Origin of the sequence: Neisseria gonorrhoeae (genome assembly GCF_013030075.1) — a bacterium.
In the GTDB taxonomy this organism is placed as follows: domain Bacteria; phylum Pseudomonadota; class Gammaproteobacteria; order Burkholderiales; family Neisseriaceae; genus Neisseria; species Neisseria gonorrhoeae.
In genome coordinates this window covers 130,664-149,937 of the sequence record NZ_AP023069.1, presented here as the reverse complement: position 1 = coordinate 149,937, position 19,274 = coordinate 130,664, and the positions used below count along the sequence as shown (strand labels likewise).

20 protein-coding genes, 1 tRNA gene and 3 pseudogenes are annotated in these 19,274 nt (G+C 52.2%); 10 read left to right on the top strand and 14 right to left on the bottom strand.

Going from position 1 to position 19,274, the window contains the following annotated elements:
* Positions 1–197: 197 nt before the first annotated feature.
* From HT085_RS00715 to HT085_RS00690, 6 genes are all read left to right on the top strand, one after another.
* Positions 198–611 (top strand): YqaA family protein, encoded by a 414-nt coding sequence (locus HT085_RS00715; RefSeq protein WP_003687428.1) that lies wholly within the window; start codon positions 198–200, stop codon positions 609–611.
* Between the two features lie 46 nt (positions 612–657).
* Positions 658–1,287 carry an endonuclease III gene (gene nth, locus HT085_RS00710; protein ID WP_003687424.1) on the top strand — a complete coding sequence of 210 codons (630 nt, stop codon included), beginning with the start codon at positions 658–660 and terminating at the stop codon, positions 1,285–1,287.
* Positions 1,288–1,424: 137 nt separating this feature from the next.
* A complete protein-coding gene (locus HT085_RS00705) occupies positions 1,425–2,924 on the top strand; it encodes a DegQ family serine endoprotease (protein WP_003687423.1) in 1,500 nt (499 codons plus the stop codon).
* A gap of 202 nt (positions 2,925–3,126) precedes the next feature.
* Positions 3,127–4,647 carry a Na+/H+ antiporter NhaC family protein gene (locus HT085_RS00700; RefSeq protein ID WP_003690595.1) on the top strand — a complete coding sequence of 507 codons (1,521 nt, stop codon included), beginning with the start codon at positions 3,127–3,129 and terminating at the stop codon, positions 4,645–4,647.
* 56 nt (positions 4,648–4,703) lie between these two features.
* Complete coding sequence (nagZ, locus tag HT085_RS00695) at positions 4,704–5,789, top strand: beta-N-acetylhexosaminidase (protein ID WP_003690594.1); 1,086 nt, start codon at positions 4,704–4,706, stop codon at positions 5,787–5,789.
* Positions 5,790–6,013: 224 nt separating this feature from the next.
* Positions 6,014–6,090, top strand: a tRNA-Pro gene (locus HT085_RS00690).
* Positions 6,091–6,425: 335 nt separating this feature from the next.
* On the opposite strand, the gene HT085_RS00685 is transcribed toward HT085_RS00690, so the two are convergent.
* From HT085_RS00685 to HT085_RS00660, 6 genes and pseudogenes are all read right to left on the bottom strand, one after another.
* On the bottom strand, positions 6,426–7,064 hold the full coding sequence (locus HT085_RS00685; RefSeq protein WP_012503371.1) for a 7-carboxy-7-deazaguanine synthase QueE: 639 nt from the start codon (positions 7,062–7,064) through the stop codon (positions 6,426–6,428).
* On the bottom strand, positions 7,061–7,429 hold the full coding sequence (locus HT085_RS00680; RefSeq protein ID WP_003690592.1) for a DUF1304 domain-containing protein: 369 nt from the start codon (positions 7,427–7,429) through the stop codon (positions 7,061–7,063). The genes HT085_RS00685 and HT085_RS00680 overlap by 4 nt, the downstream gene beginning before the upstream one ends.
* Positions 7,430–7,699: 270 nt before the next feature.
* Positions 7,700–8,134, bottom strand: a complete 435-nt coding sequence (gene queD, locus HT085_RS00675; RefSeq protein WP_003690591.1) for a 6-carboxytetrahydropterin synthase QueD — start codon at positions 8,132–8,134, stop codon at positions 7,700–7,702.
* Positions 8,135–8,221: 87 nt separating this feature from the next.
* Positions 8,222–8,737, bottom strand: a complete 516-nt coding sequence (locus HT085_RS00670) for a DUF1543 domain-containing protein (RefSeq protein ID WP_003687408.1) — start codon at positions 8,735–8,737, stop codon at positions 8,222–8,224.
* Between the two features lie 27 nt (positions 8,738–8,764).
* On the bottom strand, positions 8,765–9,424 hold the full coding sequence (gene queC / locus HT085_RS00665) for a 7-cyano-7-deazaguanine synthase QueC (RefSeq protein ID WP_003690590.1): 660 nt from the start codon (positions 9,422–9,424) through the stop codon (positions 8,765–8,767).
* Between the two features lie 203 nt (positions 9,425–9,627).
* Positions 9,628–9,814: pseudogene (locus HT085_RS00660) on the bottom strand (NAD(P)H:quinone oxidoreductase); the annotation flags it as partial.
* Between the two features lie 98 nt (positions 9,815–9,912).
* Between HT085_RS00660 and HT085_RS00655 the strand changes: the two are divergent.
* Complete coding sequence (locus HT085_RS00655; RefSeq protein WP_003690589.1) at positions 9,913–11,139, top strand: YihY family inner membrane protein; 1,227 nt, start codon at positions 9,913–9,915, stop codon at positions 11,137–11,139.
* Between the two features lie 20 nt (positions 11,140–11,159).
* On the opposite strand, the gene HT085_RS00650 is transcribed toward HT085_RS00655, so the two are convergent.
* Positions 11,160–11,441 carry an ATP-binding cassette domain-containing protein gene (locus tag HT085_RS00650; protein ID WP_003696701.1) on the bottom strand — a complete coding sequence of 94 codons (282 nt, stop codon included), beginning with the start codon at positions 11,439–11,441 and terminating at the stop codon, positions 11,160–11,162.
* Between the two features lie 78 nt (positions 11,442–11,519).
* Between HT085_RS00650 and HT085_RS00645 the strand changes: the two are divergent.
* Positions 11,520–11,636 (top strand): annotated as a pseudogene (locus tag HT085_RS00645) (IS5/IS1182 family transposase); the annotation flags it as partial.
* Here HT085_RS00645 and HT085_RS00640 read toward each other — a convergent pair.
* The 7 genes and pseudogenes from HT085_RS00640 to HT085_RS00610 form a co-directional block, all read right to left on the bottom strand.
* A pseudogene (locus HT085_RS00640) lies at positions 11,637–13,355 on the bottom strand (peptidase domain-containing ABC transporter); the annotation flags it as partial.
* Positions 13,356–13,456: 101 nt separating this feature from the next.
* On the bottom strand, positions 13,457–13,672 hold the full coding sequence (locus HT085_RS00635; RefSeq protein ID WP_003687400.1) for a hypothetical protein: 216 nt from the start codon (positions 13,670–13,672) through the stop codon (positions 13,457–13,459).
* A 13-nt stretch (positions 13,673–13,685) separates the two neighbouring features.
* Complete coding sequence (locus HT085_RS00630) at positions 13,686–14,033, bottom strand: hypothetical protein (protein ID WP_003687399.1); 348 nt, start codon at positions 14,031–14,033, stop codon at positions 13,686–13,688.
* A 184-nt stretch (positions 14,034–14,217) separates the two neighbouring features.
* Positions 14,218–15,492, bottom strand: coding sequence for an HlyD family secretion protein (locus HT085_RS00625; RefSeq protein WP_003690587.1), 1,275 nt, complete (start codon positions 15,490–15,492; stop codon positions 14,218–14,220).
* Positions 15,493–15,552: 60 nt separating this feature from the next.
* Positions 15,553–15,825: a hypothetical protein gene (locus HT085_RS00620; RefSeq protein WP_226888059.1), complete on the bottom strand. Its 273-nt coding sequence runs from the start codon at positions 15,823–15,825 to the stop codon at positions 15,553–15,555.
* Between the two features lie 74 nt (positions 15,826–15,899).
* Complete coding sequence (locus HT085_RS00615) at positions 15,900–16,127, bottom strand: hypothetical protein (protein WP_003694773.1); 228 nt, start codon at positions 16,125–16,127, stop codon at positions 15,900–15,902.
* A gap of 8 nt (positions 16,128–16,135) precedes the next feature.
* The gene (locus HT085_RS00610) at positions 16,136–17,290 is read right to left on the bottom strand and encodes a cupin domain-containing protein (RefSeq protein WP_003690582.1); all 1,155 of its coding nucleotides are present in this window, start codon (positions 17,288–17,290) and stop codon (positions 16,136–16,138) included.
* Between the two features lie 251 nt (positions 17,291–17,541).
* On the opposite strand from HT085_RS00610, the gene HT085_RS00605 reads away from it, so the two are divergent.
* The gene (locus HT085_RS00605) at positions 17,542–17,823 is read left to right on the top strand and encodes a hypothetical protein (RefSeq protein WP_002221438.1); all 282 of its coding nucleotides are present in this window, start codon (positions 17,542–17,544) and stop codon (positions 17,821–17,823) included.
* The gene (gene argC, locus HT085_RS00600; protein WP_003687386.1) at positions 17,820–18,863 is read left to right on the top strand and encodes an N-acetyl-gamma-glutamyl-phosphate reductase; all 1,044 of its coding nucleotides are present in this window, start codon (positions 17,820–17,822) and stop codon (positions 18,861–18,863) included. Before HT085_RS00605 ends, argC begins: the two co-directional genes overlap by 4 nt.
* The last annotated feature ends 411 nt before the right edge of the window (positions 18,864–19,274 follow it).

Sequence of the window (19,274 nt, the reverse complement as noted above, 5' to 3'; positions counted from 1 at the left end):
AATCCTCCGCCGTATCCGGAAAATTCGGAAATGCCGCATCGGGGCATCAAAACCGGAGCGGAAAGAATGTCGTATGCCCGACAAATAAAGGGGCATACGGCTGTGCCGTATTTTTGCACCGTCCTCCGCCCTTCGGCGGGGGCGTGAAAATACCGTATAATCCGTCGCCGATTTTTACCTGTTTGGGACTGTTTGCAATGATACCCTCCTACACCTACGCCGCCCTCGCTTTTTCCGCCTTCACTTCCGCCACCCTCCTGCCCGGCACGTCCGAAGCCGCCTTCGCCCTGTTCGTCCGCAACTTCCCCAAACACGCATACGGCGCGTTGCTGTGCGCCGGCCTTGCCAACGGATTGGGCAGTATGGTTTCCTATTGGATGGGACGTTTGCTGCCTTCCCGAAAAATGCCGTCTGAAAAAACACTGAATCTGATACGGCGTTTCGGTATTTGGCTGCTTGCGTTTGCGTGGCTGCCCGTCGTCGGCGACGCACTGCCGCTTACCGCCGGCTGGCTGCGGTTGAATCCGTGGACAAGCGGGCTGATGCTGGTTATCGGCAAAACGGCGCGTTACGCCTTCATTCTGTGGGGAATGCAATATTACGCCGCCTGAACCGTGCGTTATAATGCCGACCGCACAAACCGACTGCACAAAAAAAATGAACAGACAAATCCGCCAAGAAATCTTCGAGCGTTTCCGCGCCGCCAACCCCCATCCGACCACCGAGCTGAATTTCAACTCCCCTTTCGAGCTTTTAATCGCCGTTCTGCTTTCGGCGCAGGCGACCGATGTCGGCGTAAACAAGGCGACGGCGAAGCTGTTTCCGGTTGCCGATACGCCGCAGGCGATGCTGGATTTGGGCTTGGACGGCGTGATGGAATACACGAAAACCATCGGGCTGTATAAAACCAAGTCCAAACACATTATGCAAACCTGCCGCATCCTGCTGGAAAAATACAACGGCGAAGTGCCGGAAGACCGCGAGGCTTTGGAATCGTTGCCTGGCGTGGGGCGCAAAACGGCAAACGTGGTATTGAACACAGCGTTCGGACACCCCGTTATGGCGGTCGATACGCATATTTTCCGCGTGTCCAACCGAACCAAAATCGCACCCGGAAAAGATGTACGCGAAGTCGAAGACAAACTGATGCGCTTCATTCCTAAAGAATTTCTGATGGACGCGCACCACTGGCTGATTTTGCACGGACGCTACACCTGCAAGGCTTTAAAGCCGCAATGCCAAACCTGCATCATCAACGATTTGTGCGAATATCCCGCCAAATCCTGACCGCCGCCGCCCTTCAAAATGAAACGCTTGAAAATTCGGACGGACGTTGTAGAATTTCAACCTATGCCGTCTGAAGCCGACAAAATGCGCTTCAGACGGCATTAAAGCCGGTACCGGCATCCGACAAAGGACAAAACGTGTTCAAAAAATACCAATACTTCGCTTTGGCGGCACTGTGTGCCGCCTTGCTGGCAGGCTGCGAAAAGGCAGGCAGCTTTTTCGGTGCGGACAAAAAAGAAGCATCCTTCGTAGAACGCATCGAACACACCAAAGACGACGGCAGTGTCAGTATGCTGCTGCCCGACTTTGCCCAACTGGTTCAAAGCGAAGGCCCGGCAGTCGTCAATATTCAGGCAGCCCCCGCCCCGCGCACCCAAAACGGCAGCGGCAATGCCGAAACCGATTCCGACCCGCTTGCCGACAGCGACCCGTTCTACGAATTTTTCAAACGCCTCGTCCCGAACATGCCCGAAATCCCCCAAGAAGAAGCAGATGACGGCGGATTGAACTTCGGTTCGGGCTTCATCATCAGCAAAAACGGCTACATCCTGACCAATACCCACGTCGTTGCCGGTATGGGCAGTATCAAAGTCCTGCTCAACGACAAGCGCGAATATACCGCCAAACTCATCGGTTCGGATGTCCAATCCGATGTCGCCCTTCTGAAAATCGACGCAACGGAAGAGCTACCCGTCGTCAAAATCGGCAATCCCAAAAATTTGAAACCGGGCGAATGGGTCGCTGCCATCGGCGCGCCCTTCGGCTTTGACAACAGCGTGACCGCCGGCATCGTGTCCGCCAAAGGCAGAAGCCTGCCCAACGAAAGCTACACACCCTTCATCCAAACCGACGTTGCCATCAATCCGGGCAATTCCGGCGGCCCGCTGTTCAACTTAAAAGGACAGGTCGTCGGCATCAATTCGCAAATATACAGCCGCAGCGGCGGATTCATGGGCATCTCCTTTGCCATCCCGATTGACGTTGCCATGAATGTCGCCGAACAGCTGAAAAACACCGGCAAAGTCCAACGCGGACAACTGGGCGTGATTATTCAGGAAGTATCCTACGGTTTGGCACAGTCGTTCGGTCTGGATAAAGCCAGCGGCGCATTGATTGCCAAAATCCTTCCCGGCAGCCCCGCAGAACGTGCCGGCCTGCAGGCGGGCGACATCGTCCTCAGCCTCGACGGCGGAGAAATACGTTCTTCCGGCGACCTTCCCGTCATGGTCGGCGCCATTACGCCGGGAAAAGAAGTCAGCCTCGGCGTATGGCGCAAAGGCGAAGAAATCACAATCAAAGCCAAGCTGGGCAACGCCGCCGAGCATACCGGCGCATCATCCAAAACAGATGAAGCCCCCTACACCGAACAGCAATCCGGTACGTTCTCGGTCGAATCCGCAGGCATTACCCTTCAGACACATACCGACAGCAGCGGCAAACACCTCGTCGTCGTACGGGTTTCCGACGCGGCAGAACGCGCAGGCTTAAGGCGCGGCGACGAAATCCTCGCCGTCGGGCAAGTCCCCGTCAATGACGAAGCCGGTTTCCGCAAAGCTATGGACAAGGCAGGCAAAAACGTCCCCCTGCTGGTCATGCGCCGTGGCAACACGCTGTTCATCGCATTAAACCTGCAATAACGCACATAATTTAACCAAAATATTTTTAAATGATAAAATGCCCGTCAATACCGATTAACGGGCATTTTACAAAAATCAGTTGGTTGATTTTAAACAAATATTTTTTACGACAAAAAATATTTCCACCCATTTTGCCAACAAAACCCAAACCGGAGGCGGACAGATACCCACCCATCCGGACGCTTAACACCCCCCATAAACCATGCAGCTGATTGACTATTCACATTCATTTTTCTCGGTTGTGCCACCCTTTTTGGCACTGGCACTTGCCGTCATTACCCGCCGCGTACTGCTGTCTTTAGGCATCGGTATTTTGGTCGGCGTTGCCTTTTTGGTCGGCGGCAACCCCGTCGACGGTCTGACACACCTGAAAGACATGGTCGTCGGCTTGGCTTGGGCAGACGGCGATTGGTCGCTGGGCAAACCAAAAATCTTGGTTTTCCTGATACTTTTGGGCATTTTCACTTCACTGCTGACCTACTCCGGCAGCAATCAGGCGTTTGCCGACTGGGCAAAACGGCACATTAAAAACCGGCGCGGCGCGAAAATGCTGACCGCCTGCCTCGTGTTCGTAACCTTTATCGACGACTATTTCCACAGCCTCGCCGTCGGTGCGATTGCCCGCCCCGTTACCGACAAGTTTAAAGTTTCCCGCGCCAAACTCGCCTACATCCTCGACTCCACTGCCTCGCCCATGTGCGTGCTGATGCCCGTTTCAAGCTGGGGCGCGTCGATTATCGCCACGCTTGCCGGATTGCTCGTTACCTACAAAATTACCGAATACACGCCGATGGGGACGTTTGTCGCCATGAGCCTGATGAACTATTACGCGCTGTTTGCCCTGATTATGGTATTCGTCGTCGCATGGTTCTCCTTCGACATCGGCTCGATGGCGCGTTTCGAACAGGCTGCGTTGAACGAAGCCCACGACGAAACCGCCGCTTCAGACGCTACCAAAGGTCGTGTTTACGCATTGATTATTCCCGTTTTGGCCTTAATCGCCTCAACGGTTTCCGCCATGATCTACACCGGCGCGCAGGCAAGCGAAACCTTCAGCATTTTGGGGGCATTTGAAAATACCGACGTAAACACTTCGCTGGTATTCGGCGGCACTTGCGGCGTGCTTGCCGTCGTCCTCTGCACGTTCGGCACGATTAAAACCGCCGATTATCCCAAAGCCGTGTGGCAGGGTGCGAAATCCATGTTCGGCGCAATCGCCATTTTAATCCTTGCCTGGCTCATCAGTACGGTTGTCGGCGAAATGCACACGGGCGACTACCTCTCCACGCTGGTTGCGGGCAACATCCATCCCGGCTTCCTGCCCGTCATCCTCTTCCTGCTCGCCAGCGTGATGGCGTTTGCCACAGGCACAAGCTGGGGGACGTTCGGCATTATGCTGCCGATTGCCGCCGCCATGGCGGTCAAAGTCGAACCCGCGCTGATTATCCCGTGTATGTCCGCAGTAATGGCGGGGGCGGTATGCGGCGACCACTGTTCGCCCATCTCCGACACGACCATCCTGTCGTCCACCGGCGCGCGCTGCAACCACATCGACCACGTTACCTCGCAACTGCCTTATGCCCTGACGGTTGCCGCCGCCGCCGCATCGGGCTACCTCGCATTGGGTCTGACAAAATCCGCGCTGTTGGGCTTTAGCACGACCGGTATTGTATTGGCGGTGCTGATTTTTCTGTTGAAAGATAAAAAACGCGCCGACGTTTGACCTTCCCCCCTGTTCAGACGGCATATGCCGTCTGAAGTTTTTTGGAGCAAACCGCAATGACCGTCCCCCATATTCCGCGCGGCCCCGTCATGGCAGACATTGCCGCCTTCCGCCTGACCGAAGAAGAAAAACAACGCCTGCTCGATCCCGCAATCGGCGGCATCATCCTCTTCCGCCGCAACTTCCAAAACATCGAACAACTCAAAACACTCACCGCCGAAATCAAAGCCCTGCGCACACCCGAACTCATTATCGCCGTCGATCACGAAGGCGGCAGGGTGCAACGTTTCATCGAAGGTTTTACCCGCCTGCCCGCAATGAGTACGCTCGGCGAGATTTGGGACAGTGAAGGCGCGGAAACTGCCGAAACTCATGCCGAACACATCGGATGGGTTTTGGCAACCGAGCTTTCCGCCTGCGGCATCGATTTGTCCTTCACGCCCGTCTTAGATTTGGACTGGGGAAACTGCGCCGTCATCGGCAACCGCAGCTTCCACCGCAATCCCGAAGCGGTCGCCCGCCTCGCCCTCGCCCTTCAAAAAGGTTTGGCAAAAGGCGGTATGAAATCATGCGGCAAACATTTCCCCGGACACGGATTTGTCGAAGGGGACAGCCATTTGGTGCTACCCGAAGACGGGCGCAGCCTCGACGAACTCGAAGCCGCCGACCTCGCCCCCTTCCGCATTATGAGCCGCGAAGGTATGGCGGCGGTCATGCCCGCCCACGTCGTTTATCCGCAAGTGGACACAAAGCCCGCAGGGTTTTCCGAAATCTGGCTCAAACAAATTTTGCGCCGCGATATCGGATTCAAAGGCGTGATTTTTTCTGACGATTTGACCATGGAGGGCGCGTGCGGGGCAGGCGGCATCAAAGAACGCGCCCGCATTTCCTTTGAGGCAGGTTGCGACATCATATTGGTCTGCAACCGTCCCGACTTGGTCGATGAATTGCGCGACGGTTTCACCATTCCCGACAACCAGGATTTGGCCGGACGTTGGCAATACATGGAAAACTCGCTCGGTCATGAGGCGGTACAAGCCGTTATACAGACAACGGGTTTCCAAGCGGCGCAAGCCTTTGTTGCCGGCCTTGCCTCGCCGCAGGACACGGCGGGCGGCGTAAAAGTCGGAGAGGCCTTTTAAACCGGCTGCGTTTCAACAATCTGCCGATTTCAACCGTTCGTCAGGGAAAGGCAATGATTTTTTCGGTCAAATAGAAAGTTATCTTATTGAATTACTTTGAGATAAGGATGCTTATCAATACTGTATTCAAACACAGCCCTTTAAATCCGCCCGACACGCGGCAAAAAGGCAAAACGGTATAGGCACGCCGTATTTTTTGCGCTATAATCACACCTTAATTAATTCGGAATGTAGCGCAGCCCGGTAGCGCACTTCGTTCGGGACGAAGGGGTCGGAGGTTCGAATCCTCTCATTCCGACCATATTCAGACCGCCTCGACATCGATTGCCGGGGCGGTTTTTCCCTTTTGGCGGCAACAAAAAAATGCCGTCTGAAACAGAATGCTGTTTCAGACGGCATTTCGTTTTCCCCAATCCTGCCATTTGCGCGCACTGACAAAGGGTATCGGCAAGGTTCAAAAGACCATCGGAATCTAGGAAGCCTGGCGTGTACCCAACCGCGGCATCTTATTCATTAAGGCTTCGTCCTGATTGGGCGGCGGAAATGTCGGCAGTTTCACGCGGAAGCGGCACACTTTCCCCGTATGTCAAACATCGGCAAGAAGGTACGCCTGCCCTTTGGGTTACACTGCTTAAACTACTCTATCCCCGCCCATTTGTGCGTCTGCACGCTCAACTGCCAATGCACGGGCGCGTCGGGGCGGCTGTTTAAAATACCGATTTGGCGGATGGTGTCGTAGATGTTCATCACGCCGTTTTGTTCGCAGGGAGAAAGATAGTAATGGCGCGCACGGATTTTGCGTTCCATATTTTCGCAAAACGCAAGGACATCGCCGTCGGCAACAATCCGTACTTCGTCGGCTTCGGCGATGCAGTTGGTTTCATACTTGGCGGCGTAGCAGGCTTTGGGGCTGGTGGCGACATAGTCGATTTGCGGCGGCGCGGGCTTGAGCCCGTTGGTTTCGAGACAGAGGAAATAGCCTTCCGCCTTGAGCGTGTCCAGCAGCATATCGAGATGCGGCTGGATGGTCGGCTCTCCGCCGGTGATGATGATGTTGCGGGCGGCATAAGTTTTCAGACAGCCTAAGATGTCGGACAGGCTCATCATACCAAATGTCAAATAATCGGTATCACACCAGCCGCACGCCAGATTGCATTTGCCCAAGCGGACGAAAACGGCAGGCATACCCGTGTTTCGGCCCTCACCTTGCAGGCTTTCAAAGATTTCGACGATGCGGTACTGGGGATTTTCGGGGGCGACGCTGATTTTTTTCATACCGCCAACACCGCCGCCGCCAAAAATGCGGGCAAACCTTGTTTGACGAGTATGCCTTTGTTGCCGGACGAAAACGCACCCCACGCGGCGGCAATCAGGACGAAGCCGAGAAACAGTACCGTCGCGCCGTACACGGCATTATCCGGAGCGGCAAACTGCGCCCACAAAAGCCCGACGGCAAGAAAGCCGTTGTACAGCCCTTGGTTGCCAAACAGGGTCTGCACGCGTTTCTGTTCCATAAATTCGTAAGGCAGCTTGAACATTTCCGCCGCTTTTTCGCCGGGAATCTGCGTCATTTCAAGCCAGGCGATGTAGAAATGTTCGGCGGCGACGAGGAGGACGAGAATGGTGGAGAGGAGTTTCATGGGTGTTCCTTTCAATGGGTGTGCCGGTATGAAATGCCGTCTGAAAAAACGGGGAATCCGTGCAGGAGAAAAAACCGCTTTACGGTATAGTGGATTAACAAAAATCAGGACAAGGCGGCGAAGCCGCAGACAGTACAGATAGTACGGAACCGATTCACTTGGTGCTTCAGCACCTTAGAAAATCGTTCTCTTTGATCTGAGGCGAGGCAACGCCGTACCGGTTTAAAGTTAATCCACCATACCTTATTTGAATTGACTATATCGATACGTTCAAAATATTCCCTCCCCCCCTTCATACTCCGCGCACGATGTCGGCGTTTCCCACAATTTGACGCGGCACACGTTCAGCCCCGCGTTTTTCAGACGGCAGTACATTTCGACCGCCATATTTTCGGCAGTTGTGCGGCAGGGCAGGCGCAGGGTTTTCATGTTCCAGCCTTCCAAAAGCGCGGCGATTTGAGATTCGCGCCCGTTGCCGCCGTGGTAGATGAAGGCGTGGTCGAAATGGTCGGTAATGTGTTGTTTCACAATGGCTTTCAAGTCGGTAAAGTCCATCACCATACCGTCTTTCGCTCCGCCTTTGATGGTGCCGTCTGAAACGGTGATTTCGAGTTTGTAGGTATGTCCGTGCAGGTTTTGGCATTTGCCGTCATGCCCGTCGAGCATATGCGAGGAGTCGAAGGTAAATATCTTGGTAATTTTCATCCCGATTCCTTTTCAGTGAAAACCCCGCCGCTTTCCGCCCGGAGGGTGGCTTGATGTGTCGTTTTGCGTGGAAACATATCCGCTGCTTCAAATGGGCAAATAGCCTTGAAAGCCGATTTCGGCGGGTTTGCCGTGCGGATTCGGGGTCAGGCGGATATGGAAATTGCCGATGTGCTCGAGCGCAAGCAGGTTGTCCACGTCTTTCAAGTTGTCTTTATGCTGCCGAACATAGTCGGTCAACAGGGTTTGCAGGGCTTTTTGTTTGGCTTCGGCAGGCGTGGCGGCGGCGAACAGCCCGAACGCGTGCGCCTCGGCAAGCTGCCCCGCGCGATAGCCGCCGACATTGGCAAAATACAGGCGCGGAGCGTTTTCAGGCGGCATTTTCGTTTTGGGCGTTTCGGATACGGCGATGTCGTAACCGTCCGCCCATTCGACAACCTGCCAACCGTCGATGTGGATTTTGTCCGTATCGCCGAACCACGCGGCTTTGAGTGCGGGGACGGCTTCGCGGTAGTCGTCGCACACGGCAAATTGGATGTCGTGCACTTCGATATTCGACCGGCCGGCATTGCCGCCGAGGTAAAACATATGGAGCTTGGGCATATCGTATTCCTTGTGCTTTGCGCGCGTTCAGACGGCCTTTTTACTTTCCAGACATTCCGCCAGCCCGCGTTCGCGCAAGATACAGCTCGGGCATTCGCGGCAGCCGCCGACGATACCCTTGTAGCAGGTGTGGGTCTGTTCGCGGATGTAGTCCAACACGCCCATTTCGTCCGCCAACGCCCACGTTTGCGCCTTGGTCAGGTACATCAGCGGCGTGTGGATTTGAAAATCGTAGTCCATCGCCAGATTAAGGGTAACGTTCATGGATTTGACGAACACGCCGCGGCAGTCGGGATAGCCCGAAAAATCGGTTTCGCACACGCCCGCGATGATGTGCCGGATACCCTGCCCTTTGGCAAAAATGGCGGCGTAAAGCAGGAAAAGCGCGTTACGCCCGTCCACAAAGGTATTGGGAACGCCGTTGTCGGCGGTTTCGATGGCGGCGGTTTCGTCCATCAGGGCGTTGTGCGTAATCTGCCGCATCAGGCTCAAATCGAGTACGGTTTGACTGACACCCAAATCCTGCGCGATCCACTCTGCGCGTTCCAGCTCGACGGCATGGCGTTGCCCGTATCGGAAGGTGATGGCTTGGACGTTTTCGCGCCCGTAGGTTTGGATTGCCTGAATCAGGCAGGTGGTCGAATCCTGACCGCCCGAGAAGATGACCAAGGCTTTTTGGTTTGACATATCGAATCCTAGTTTTGGTAACGCGGGAGGTTTGCGAACCGCGAAGTTGGACAGTAAAGACGCGGATTATACAGGCAAACGCGTTCAGACGGCATCTGAACGCCATGCCGTCTGAACACGCGGCGTATGCCGACTTGACGGCGAGTTCCGCCAAGCGTCTGCCTTGTGCGAAGGCGATATTGTTTTCTTCGGCGGTCAGGACGGGAGCCGCTGTCGGGAATATCTTTATTTGACGGCTTCGCAGACGGCGGACACTTTGGGGACGGTGCGCAATACGGCTTCGCAACCTTCAACGCTGTCGATGCCGCGAGTGATTCGGCGTGCGGGATTGCGGGTGCTGCCGTTTTGGGAATAGTAGAGGACGAGGATTTTGAGGGGATTTGGGTTCATGGGCGGATTCCGTTAAAATAGTTTGGTGTTCAGACGGCATAACGGTTGTCCAGATGCCGTCTGAAACAGTTTGAAAACATGAAACCTGGTAAGAGATTATGACCTTTTTACAACGTTGGCAAGGTTTGGCGGACAATAAAATCTGTGCATTTGCATGGTTCGTCATCCGCCGTTTCAGTGAAGAGCGCGTACCGCAGGCAGCGGCGAGCATGACGTTTACGACACTGCTGGCACTCGTCCCCGTACTGACCGTAATGGTCGCGGTCGCTTCGATTTTCCCCGTGTTCGACCGCTGGTCGGATTCGTTCGTCTCCTTCGTCAACCAAACCATTGTGCCGCAGGGCGCGGATATGGTGTTCGACTATATCGACGCATTCCGCGATCAGGCAAACCGGCTGACCGCCATCGGCAGCGTGATGCTGGTCGTAACCTCGCTGATGCTGATTCGGACGATAGACAATGCGTTCAACCGCATCTGGCGGGTTAACACGCAACGCCCCTGGATGATGCAGTTCCTCGTTTATTGGGCGTTGCTGACTTTCGGGCCTTTGTCTTTGGGTGTGGGCATTTCCTTTATGGTCGGGTCGGTTCAAGACTCCGTACTCTCCTCCGGAGCGCAACAATGGGCGGACGCGTTGAAGACGGCGGCAAGGCTGGCTTTCATGACGCTTTTGCTGTGGGGGCTGTACCGCTTCGTGCCCAACCGCTTCGTGCCCGCCCGGCAGGCGTTTGTCGGAGCTTTGATTACGGCATTCTGCCTGGAGACGGCACGTTTCCTGTTCACCTGGTATATGGGCAATTTCGACGGCTACCGCTCGATTTACGGCGCGTTTGCCGCCGTGCCGTTTTTCCTGCTGTGGTTAAACCTGCTGTGGACGCTGGTCTTGGGCGGGGCGGTGCTGACTTCGTCGCTGTCTTATTGGCAGGGCGAGGCCTTCCGCAGGGGATTCGACTCGCGCGGACGGTTTGACGACGTGTTGAAAATCCTGCTGCTTCTGGATGCGGCGCAAAAAGAAGGCCGAACCCTGTCCGTTCAGGAGTTCAGACGGCATATCAATATGGGTTACGATGAATTGGGCGAGCTTTTGGAAAAGCTGGCGCGGTACGGCTATATCTATTCCGGCAGACAGGGCTGGGTTTTGAAAACGGGGGCGGATTCGATTGAGTTGAGCGAACTCTTCAAGCTCTTCGTGTACCGCCCGTTGCCTGTGGAAAGGGATCATGTGAACCAAGCTGTCGATGCGGTAATGACGCCGTGTTTGCAGACTTTGAACATGACGCTGGCGGAGTTTGACGCTCAGGCGAAAAAACAGCAGCAGTCTTGAGTATTTTTGAAACTGTATTTTTATCCTAAAGACATTTTCCTATCTGCTGATTCCACCGTTTCCTTTCTGTGTGCCGCCATAATTTTTATAATAGACAAGCCATTCAAGTTTGCATTGACTGCTTTTTCATTGGCAATATCCAAATGACTGGCCGCTTCATCTAAAAATAGGATTTTCGGTTCGCAATATAAGGCCCGCGCCAATACGATACGTTGTTTTTGTCCGCCTGACAGTGCGCTGCCCATATCGCCGATCAAGGTTTCATAGCCCATAGGCATGGCGGAGATTTCTTCGCGAATCATAGCAAGGCAGGCGCAATGTTCGATTTTTCCTCTATCCGGTTCTGTATCGAAAAAACAGATATTCTCTGCAATTGAGCCAGCAAATGCAAATATAGTGGATTAAATTTAAATCAGGACAAGGCGGCGAAGCCGCAGACAGTACAGATAGTACGGCAAGGCGAGGCAACGCCGTACCGGTTTAAATTTAATCCACTATAAAACATCGTCCTGCCTGACCATCGCACTCAAATTGCGGATAAAACGTGGCGGTAAGCTGTAAATGTCGTGCCCATTTATCATGACTTTGCCTGATTCGGGAGGTAGATTGCCGCTTAAAATATCCAAAAATGTCGATTTACCGCAGCCCGATCGTCCGATTAACGCAAGCGATTCACCACGTCCGATCTTGAAGCTGACGTTTTGTAAAACATATGGCTCGTTATCGGCATAACGGAAAGAAACATTTTCCACTGAGATTTCGATGTCGTCTGAAATATCAGGAATGCCTACATCCGGCGTAGCTTCCGATTCTGTTTCATTCAATACGGTGTCAGCTAACCGTTCCGCATGAAGTGACAGCATTTTAATTTGCACAAACTGATCGACCAGCGAGCCAATACGTCCTTCAAACTGTCCCTTATAAGCCAAAAAAGCCATTAGTACGCCGACGGTAAAGACGCCGTCCAATACCATGCCCGCAGCTAAGTAAATAATCAAAATATTTGCCAAACCGAAAAGCAGCTTGTTTGCCAAGCCGAACCAAATTCCCAGTTTCTGCACCGTCAGTCCCGTATTAACCGTATCCACCAGCAGCCCCATCCATGCAGAATATCGTTGAGGACCTTTACCAAATTGCTTGACTGCTCGGATACCGCGTACCGTTTCCATAAAATAGCTGCTTTGTTTGGCAGCATGGATGATGTTTTCCTCCGTCGCCCGTCGCAACGGATAATAGGCTACCCAACGGACTGCGATATAAACTACCAGTGTCGCTGCAACCAAACCTGTCAGTATCGGGCTGTACACTATCATTAGCACAAAAGTAAAAACAGCCGTTAGGCTGTTTAAAACCAACACGAAAAACGTTGAAGTCAGAGTTCCCTGAATACTATCCACCGCCCCGAAGCGCGATACCACATCGCCCAAATGCCGTTTAGCGAAATAATCTGTAGGCAAATCTATCAAACGTTTGAAAACGTTTGATTTCCACTGAACATTTAACGTCGTTGAAAAATGCATGCCCAACCAGCCCTGCATGACAGACACCGTATTTTGTACCAGAAGTAGCAAGGTAAAGCCCAAAGCCAGCGTCGCTAACAGATTACGATCGCCCGTTACCACTACATGGTCGATGACCCATTGCATAAAAAACGGCGACACCAAAGCAAACACTTCCATTGCTGCTGCCAAAGCCAAAAGCTGAAACAATGTCCGCCCCAGCCCAGAAATCCCGCGCAACATGGGTAGGATGCGGATTTCCTGCTTTTCTTCCCCTGCCTCGAAACGCGTGTTTGGCCACAGTTCCAAAGCAATTCCCGTAAACTTGCGCGATATTTCCTCCGTCTTGACTTTGCGTCGTCCCGAAGCCGGATCCATGACGGCAGCCCCGTCCGAAGATACCGATTCCAGCACCACAAAATGATTCAAATCCCAATGTAGAATACAGGGCAGGCGCAAACTGCCCAATTCGTCTAAATCCAGCCTCAACGCCCGTCCCGTCAGCCCCATATCATCAGCAAAACGAACAATATCTGCCAAATTCTCACCCTTAAGTGACAGACAGTATTTTGAACGCAGTGCGCGCAAATCCGTATAGAAACCATAAAATCCGGCCACAGCCGCTAGACATGCCAAGCCACACTCCGCTACTTCTGTTTGCAGTATAACGGGCAGCTTTTTTGTCAAGCCCAAAGACAGGTTTTGCAGATAATCCATAGATTTCCTTGTTGAATCAGAAAAGAGAGATGGGAAGACGGGAATGGTTTGGAAAGGCCGTCTGAAAAGGTTTCAGACGGCCTGCAGCCCCATATTGGCTTTCAATGCGACCGGTTTTCCTCGCGTTTCAAATACAGCAGATACGCAAGAAAAGACAAAGCCCCTACAGGTCCTGCGACGGTAACCGAAAAAAACCTGCCTTTGTAAAACACACCGTCGAAGTTTAAAAAATAGCAAAGGATGTCGGTCAGGATGCTGATGGCAAGATAAATCAGCACAGCGGCTTTCCAGTGTTTCAGGTAATGTGCGAAATCCATTTCAAACTCCCGATCAACAGTTGCACGGGTCGCAATGGCAGTCTTCTCCGCATTGGCAGTTGCGCCTGTCGATCATTTTTCCCCATTTTGCACCGGCAAAACCGCCGATATGCCCACCCAATGCAGAACCGCCCTCAGCTCCTACCCATCCGCCGCCTGCGCCGCCGATGGCAATTCCGGCAGGATTTCCGCCTGTTACCAATGCGCCGCCCGCCATTCCCGTGAATGCTCCGGCAAACGACCCTAAAGCGCCGCCGACCTTGCTTCCGACCCATTCTCCGGAGACTCTGCCCCTGTGCCCCCAAGTACCTTCTGTGCCGCCGAAAACAGCGGTCATTTCGTTCATGGTCAATTCTCTCATTTCAAAACTCCTTTTATCGTCAATCGAAAAATTGAAAGGGCAGATACCCTATCCTTGCTTTTACAGACAGAGTATCTGTAAAAGGGGGTAGTTTCAGGCAGCTTCAGTGTTTATGTTTTTATGTAGTGTTTTACAGGTCGTCTGAAGAGGTTTCAGACGACTTTTTATCTTTCAGCCTCAAGCCTTACAACCTGCCCGACATACTATAAATCGGCTCCAATACCCATTCGTACAGCCGCCGTTTCTCGTGTAGGATGTCTGCTTCCAACGTCATGCCGATTTGCAGCGGTTTTTCCTCACCGTATGCAGTGATGGTTGGTTTGTCGGGTTTTATTTTCACGAGATAAACAGGTTCGTTGCTCTTCGCCAAATCGGAGGATACCATGCCCAATCCCGACAATTCCTGTCTGCCCAGTGCCGTTTTTGCCACTGATACGACACTGCCGGAAGCAAGCCCGAATTTTTGATAGGGATATGCCTGATAACGCAGGACAACCTTGTCTTTCGGCTTGATAAAGCCTGCTGCACTGCTGGGGATATATAGATGGGCATATAACTCGGTACGTTCGGGAACAATGCTCAAGAACAGTTTGGAAGGATCAACCTGCCGTCCGACTTCGACGTTCGGTATTGCTATATAACCCGACCGTCCTGCACGGATGATTTGTTCAGAGCGCATTTCAAAATCCAAAACTTCTTGAGAAATATCGGCAATGGTGCGTTCAAGCTGGCTTTGTTCTGTCTCATGCCGTTTGGGGAGGCTGGCCAATGTCAGATTCTGCGTGCGGATTTCCTGAAGCAGCCCGGCTTCTTCTCGGCGGTAGGCATCAAGTTTGGCTTTCTGCTCTAAAAGCTCTGCCTCGACATTCATCATTTCTTGTTTTGACACTGCATCATTGGCGGATAGGAAACGATATTTCCGCAACATTTCTTCCGCAAGTCTAATGCGCCTTTTCTGGCCGTCTATCTGTTGCGAAATATGGAGTTTCTGGTTTTCCAAACGTTCGACAGTTGCTTTAAGGCTGCGCGTTTCATTCTCGTGTATCAGCTTCAGACGACCCAGTTCCTGTTCTGCCAACGTTTTCTTCAAAACTGCCTCCGTTTTCAACTGCTGCTGCACGCTACCTCCTGCGCCGAAACGTGAGGTCGAAAGCGCAAATAGCTTGTCGCCAGCCTTAACCTTTTCTCCATCTTCCACGAATTTCGCTGTAATTGTCCCCGTATCCGGTGCATACACCCTGATTACGCCCGATGCAGGTAGAATTTGTCCCTCCATTGTTGTCTTTCGCGTATAGTTACCGAATATCAAAAACAGGATAATCAGTAACGCAGATATCGATGCAAATGTCGTCCACAGGGAAAATGACAACGGGCGTGTCAGAATCACTTTACCCGTCAGGCTGGTTTGGCGGGCAATGGCGACTTCAGGGCGGAAGAAAGGTTGCTTGGGTCTATTCATAAAATTGAAGTTAAGAAAGTTTCAGACGACCCCTAGAGATCGTCTGAACAATGAGAAATATCAGCAGTAATCTGTACCGTCAGTGTAGCCGTTTCCTGATTTATCTGCTTTTGTTGCGGGAGCAGTTAATCCATGTTCAATCTCAAAGATTGGTCTTCCGTTATAAGGAGGTGCATTAACGGCATCATTTACCCAATCACGAGTCAGATTGTATACACCATTTGCACCATATAGCACCGAAAAAATTTTTCGGCAGGAAATGAACTGTCGCTGCAGCAGCAGGTATTGCAACAAAATCCCCCCATGTGGGACCTCCTTTGGTTGTGGCAGCATTAGCTACATTTCCAGCTATATTGTCTGTTACAGGACCTCCCCCTGAAACCAGCTTCAATTCATGAAGTTGAAGTTCAATCATTTTTATACTCCTTTTCTTGGTTGGTATTCCTAAAAATTCGGCTAACAAAAACATATGGCAGATATATTGAAAAAAAATTCAAAGTACCCTGAATAAAATTCAAATTCCAACTATATTTGTTAATGTAGTCGAGAAGAAACATATCTGATAAAGAATATAGCAATTGATAACAAGCTATTACTAATATTACGAAAAATATAAACTGCTTCCAGTTTTTCATAGAATCCCTCACAAAATTTCCAGAAAATCTAACTCTATCAACTGATAGATCAACTTCCTAACTTCTTCATGTTTTGCCTGATTGAAGTTAACCAGTAGATTTTTCAACAATAACGGTTCATTCTTACCGATGTGTTCTAACACTTTTTTCCCCAACTCATCTACGCTTATCTTCATCCCATTCCCAATCAAATATCCCTTTTCCAACGTATCCAAATTATTGGCATTTAGTCTCAACCTGACGTCGTCTGAAAGCGGAGTAGCGTTGGGATTCGCGAACTGTTCGAGATGAAAAGCGGTATCGGTACGTTCTTTGCCGAGAAAGTCTTCACTGAAAGCTTCGTAATTGACGGGGTCGGCAATCATGGCGGCAATTTGTGCGGCAGTATCGTTGATACGCGTCCTATCTTGCTCCCAGTCTGAGAAACTGTGGCGCAGACTTTCTATGGTGGGAAATTTCTTCATTAGCCACTCGAGGTAATTATAGCCGTTTGGTGGGAAGGTACCGACAGCGAAGTGGAAGGTTTCACAGCCGAGCGGGATAGGTCTGTGCCACCAACCGCGTGGGATGTAGAGGACATCACCTGCTTCAAGGATAATATCCATATCGATATGTTCAGGAATGGAAATATCAGTATCTTTAGTCTGTTGCATATACAATGGCATAGGGAAATCAGGGGCAGTAAGTTGCCAACGTTTCTTGCCGAAAAGCTGGACGGCATACATATCTCGGGCGTCCCAATGGTTTTTATAAGATTCGTCGCTGCCAAAAGCAAGATATCCACTAACAATAGTATGTGCGCCGGCAAAGCGGGCGACTTGACGGGCGATATGGTCTGAAAACGGCTCGTTGTTAATATGGTTATAGACTAACGACGCACCGTTCTTCATATGTTCGTAGATAACGGATTTAATAAAACGGTAGCGAGTTTTGCCCAAATCGTCGAAACTTTCGACGTATTCTTCTTTAGGAACGATTGCGCCTTTTTTACGCAGATGAAACAGCGGTGCGGTTGGGTCTGCTCGTTGGTATATCTCGTTGATATATTTACAAGATGCGGCTTCGAGATTCCGAACCGCTCCTTTAAAGAGCTTGGGCTTTTGATACAGATAAGTCTGTCGGAACGTTTTAGGACTAATGCCGAAGTCGAGATGGATGCCCATTACTTCCCCTTACTCAGAAAATATTTAAAATTTATAATGTTACATATAGTTACAAATATTAGAGTTTTTTGTGTGTGCGTCAAGGAATTGTTGACAATTTTAGTTAAAAATTTGTCTCCAAACGGAAAAAAGCGGTTTGTTTTTTGTTGTTAACATTTTTATTGTAATTAAATAAAAGGTCGTCTGAAAACGGTTTTCAGACGACCTTTTGCTATAATCGGGCTTCATCGCCCCGTTCGGTTTGGAACCTTATGAAAACCCTCGTCCTCCTCCTGCTTTCCTTCTCCACGACCACCGCTTTCGCCGCATACGGTTTGGGTTTGGGGCAGGCACCGAAATATCCTGCCGGCTTTCGCGCCTACGGTTATGTTTATTCCGGACGGCAGGGCTGGGTTTTAAAAACAGAGGCGGATGCCATTAAATTAGACACGCTTTTCAAACGCTTTGTGTACCGTCCTTCCGCCGCCAATCAAAACCCCGTCGGACAGCGTTCGGACGGCATACCCGCCAACCACACAAAGGAAAAACCATGAGCAAAAAAATCAAAGCCGGCATTGTCGGCGCGACGGGCTACACGGGCGTGGAACTGCTGCGCCTGCTTGCCGCCCATCCAGATGTCGAAGTCGCCGCCGTAACCAGCCGCAGCGAAGCGGGAACCGCAGTTGCCGATTACTTTCCAAGTCTGCGCGGCGTGTACGGCCTCGCCTTCCAAACGCCCGACGAGGCAGGTTTGGAACAATGCGACATCGTCTTCTTCGCCACGCCCAACGGCATCGCCATGAAAGACGCGCCGCGCCTGATTGAACAGGGCGTGCGCGTCATCGACCTTTCCGCCGACTTCCGCATACGGGACATTCCGACCTGGGAACACTGGTACGGCATGACCCACGCCGCCCCCGGCCTCGTTTCCCAAGCCGTGTACGGATTGAGCGAACTCAACCGCGAAGCCGTCGCACAGGCGCGCCTCGTCGCCAACCCCGGCTGCTACCCGACCTGCGTATCCCTGCCGCTCGTGCCGCTGTTGCGGCAATGCCGTCTGAAGCCCGGTATGCCGCTGATTGCCGACTGCAAATCCGGCGTGTCCGGCGCGGGCAGGAAAGGCAATGTCGGTTCGCTGTTGTGCGAAGCCGGCGACAACTTCAAAGCCTACGGCACAGCCGGACACCGCCACCTGCCCGAAATCAGGCAGACCATCGCCGGGCTTCAGGACGGCATCGCCGAAGGATTCGTGTTCACGCCGCACCTCGCGCCGATGATACGCGGTATGCACGCCACCGTTTACCTCCACCTTTCAGACGGCAGCGACCCCGAAACCGTCCTGCGCGACTACTACCGCGACAGCCCGTTCATGGACATCCTGCCCGCCGGTTCGACACCCGAAACCCGCAGCGTGCGCGGCGCAAACCTCTGCCGCATCAGCATCCGTCAGGCGGCGCAATCCGATGTGTGGGTCGTCCTTTCCGTCATCGACAACCTCGTCAAAGGCGCGGCGGGACAGGCGGTGCAAAATATGAACATTATGTTCGGACTGGAGGAAACACACGGCTTGGGCGGCATCCCCCTGCTCCCCTGAAGCGCAAACGGCAAACCGCAGGCATCGTGCCTGCGGTTTTTTGATGCCGTCTGAAAGCGGCGGTTTTTTTGGGTTCGGACGGCTTTTGGCTCATCATTCCGCGAAAACAAAAATCTAAAATACCGTCATTCCCGCAAAAGCGGGAATCTAGTTTATCCGGCTTCAGCAATTTCCGACACATTTCCACACGCTTCGATTCCGTCATTTCTCCGGTTTCAATCGTTTCCGATAACACCGTGGTTTTTCATTTCTAGATTCCCGCCTGCGCGGGAATGACGGCGGGGGGCTTGCCGTTTTCCCGATAAGCCTCTGCGGCTTCTCATTGCCGGATTTCCGCCCGCTTGGGAATAACGGGATTTAAAATCATGAAAATGTGTCAAAAATAATATAGTGGATTAACAAAAACCGGTA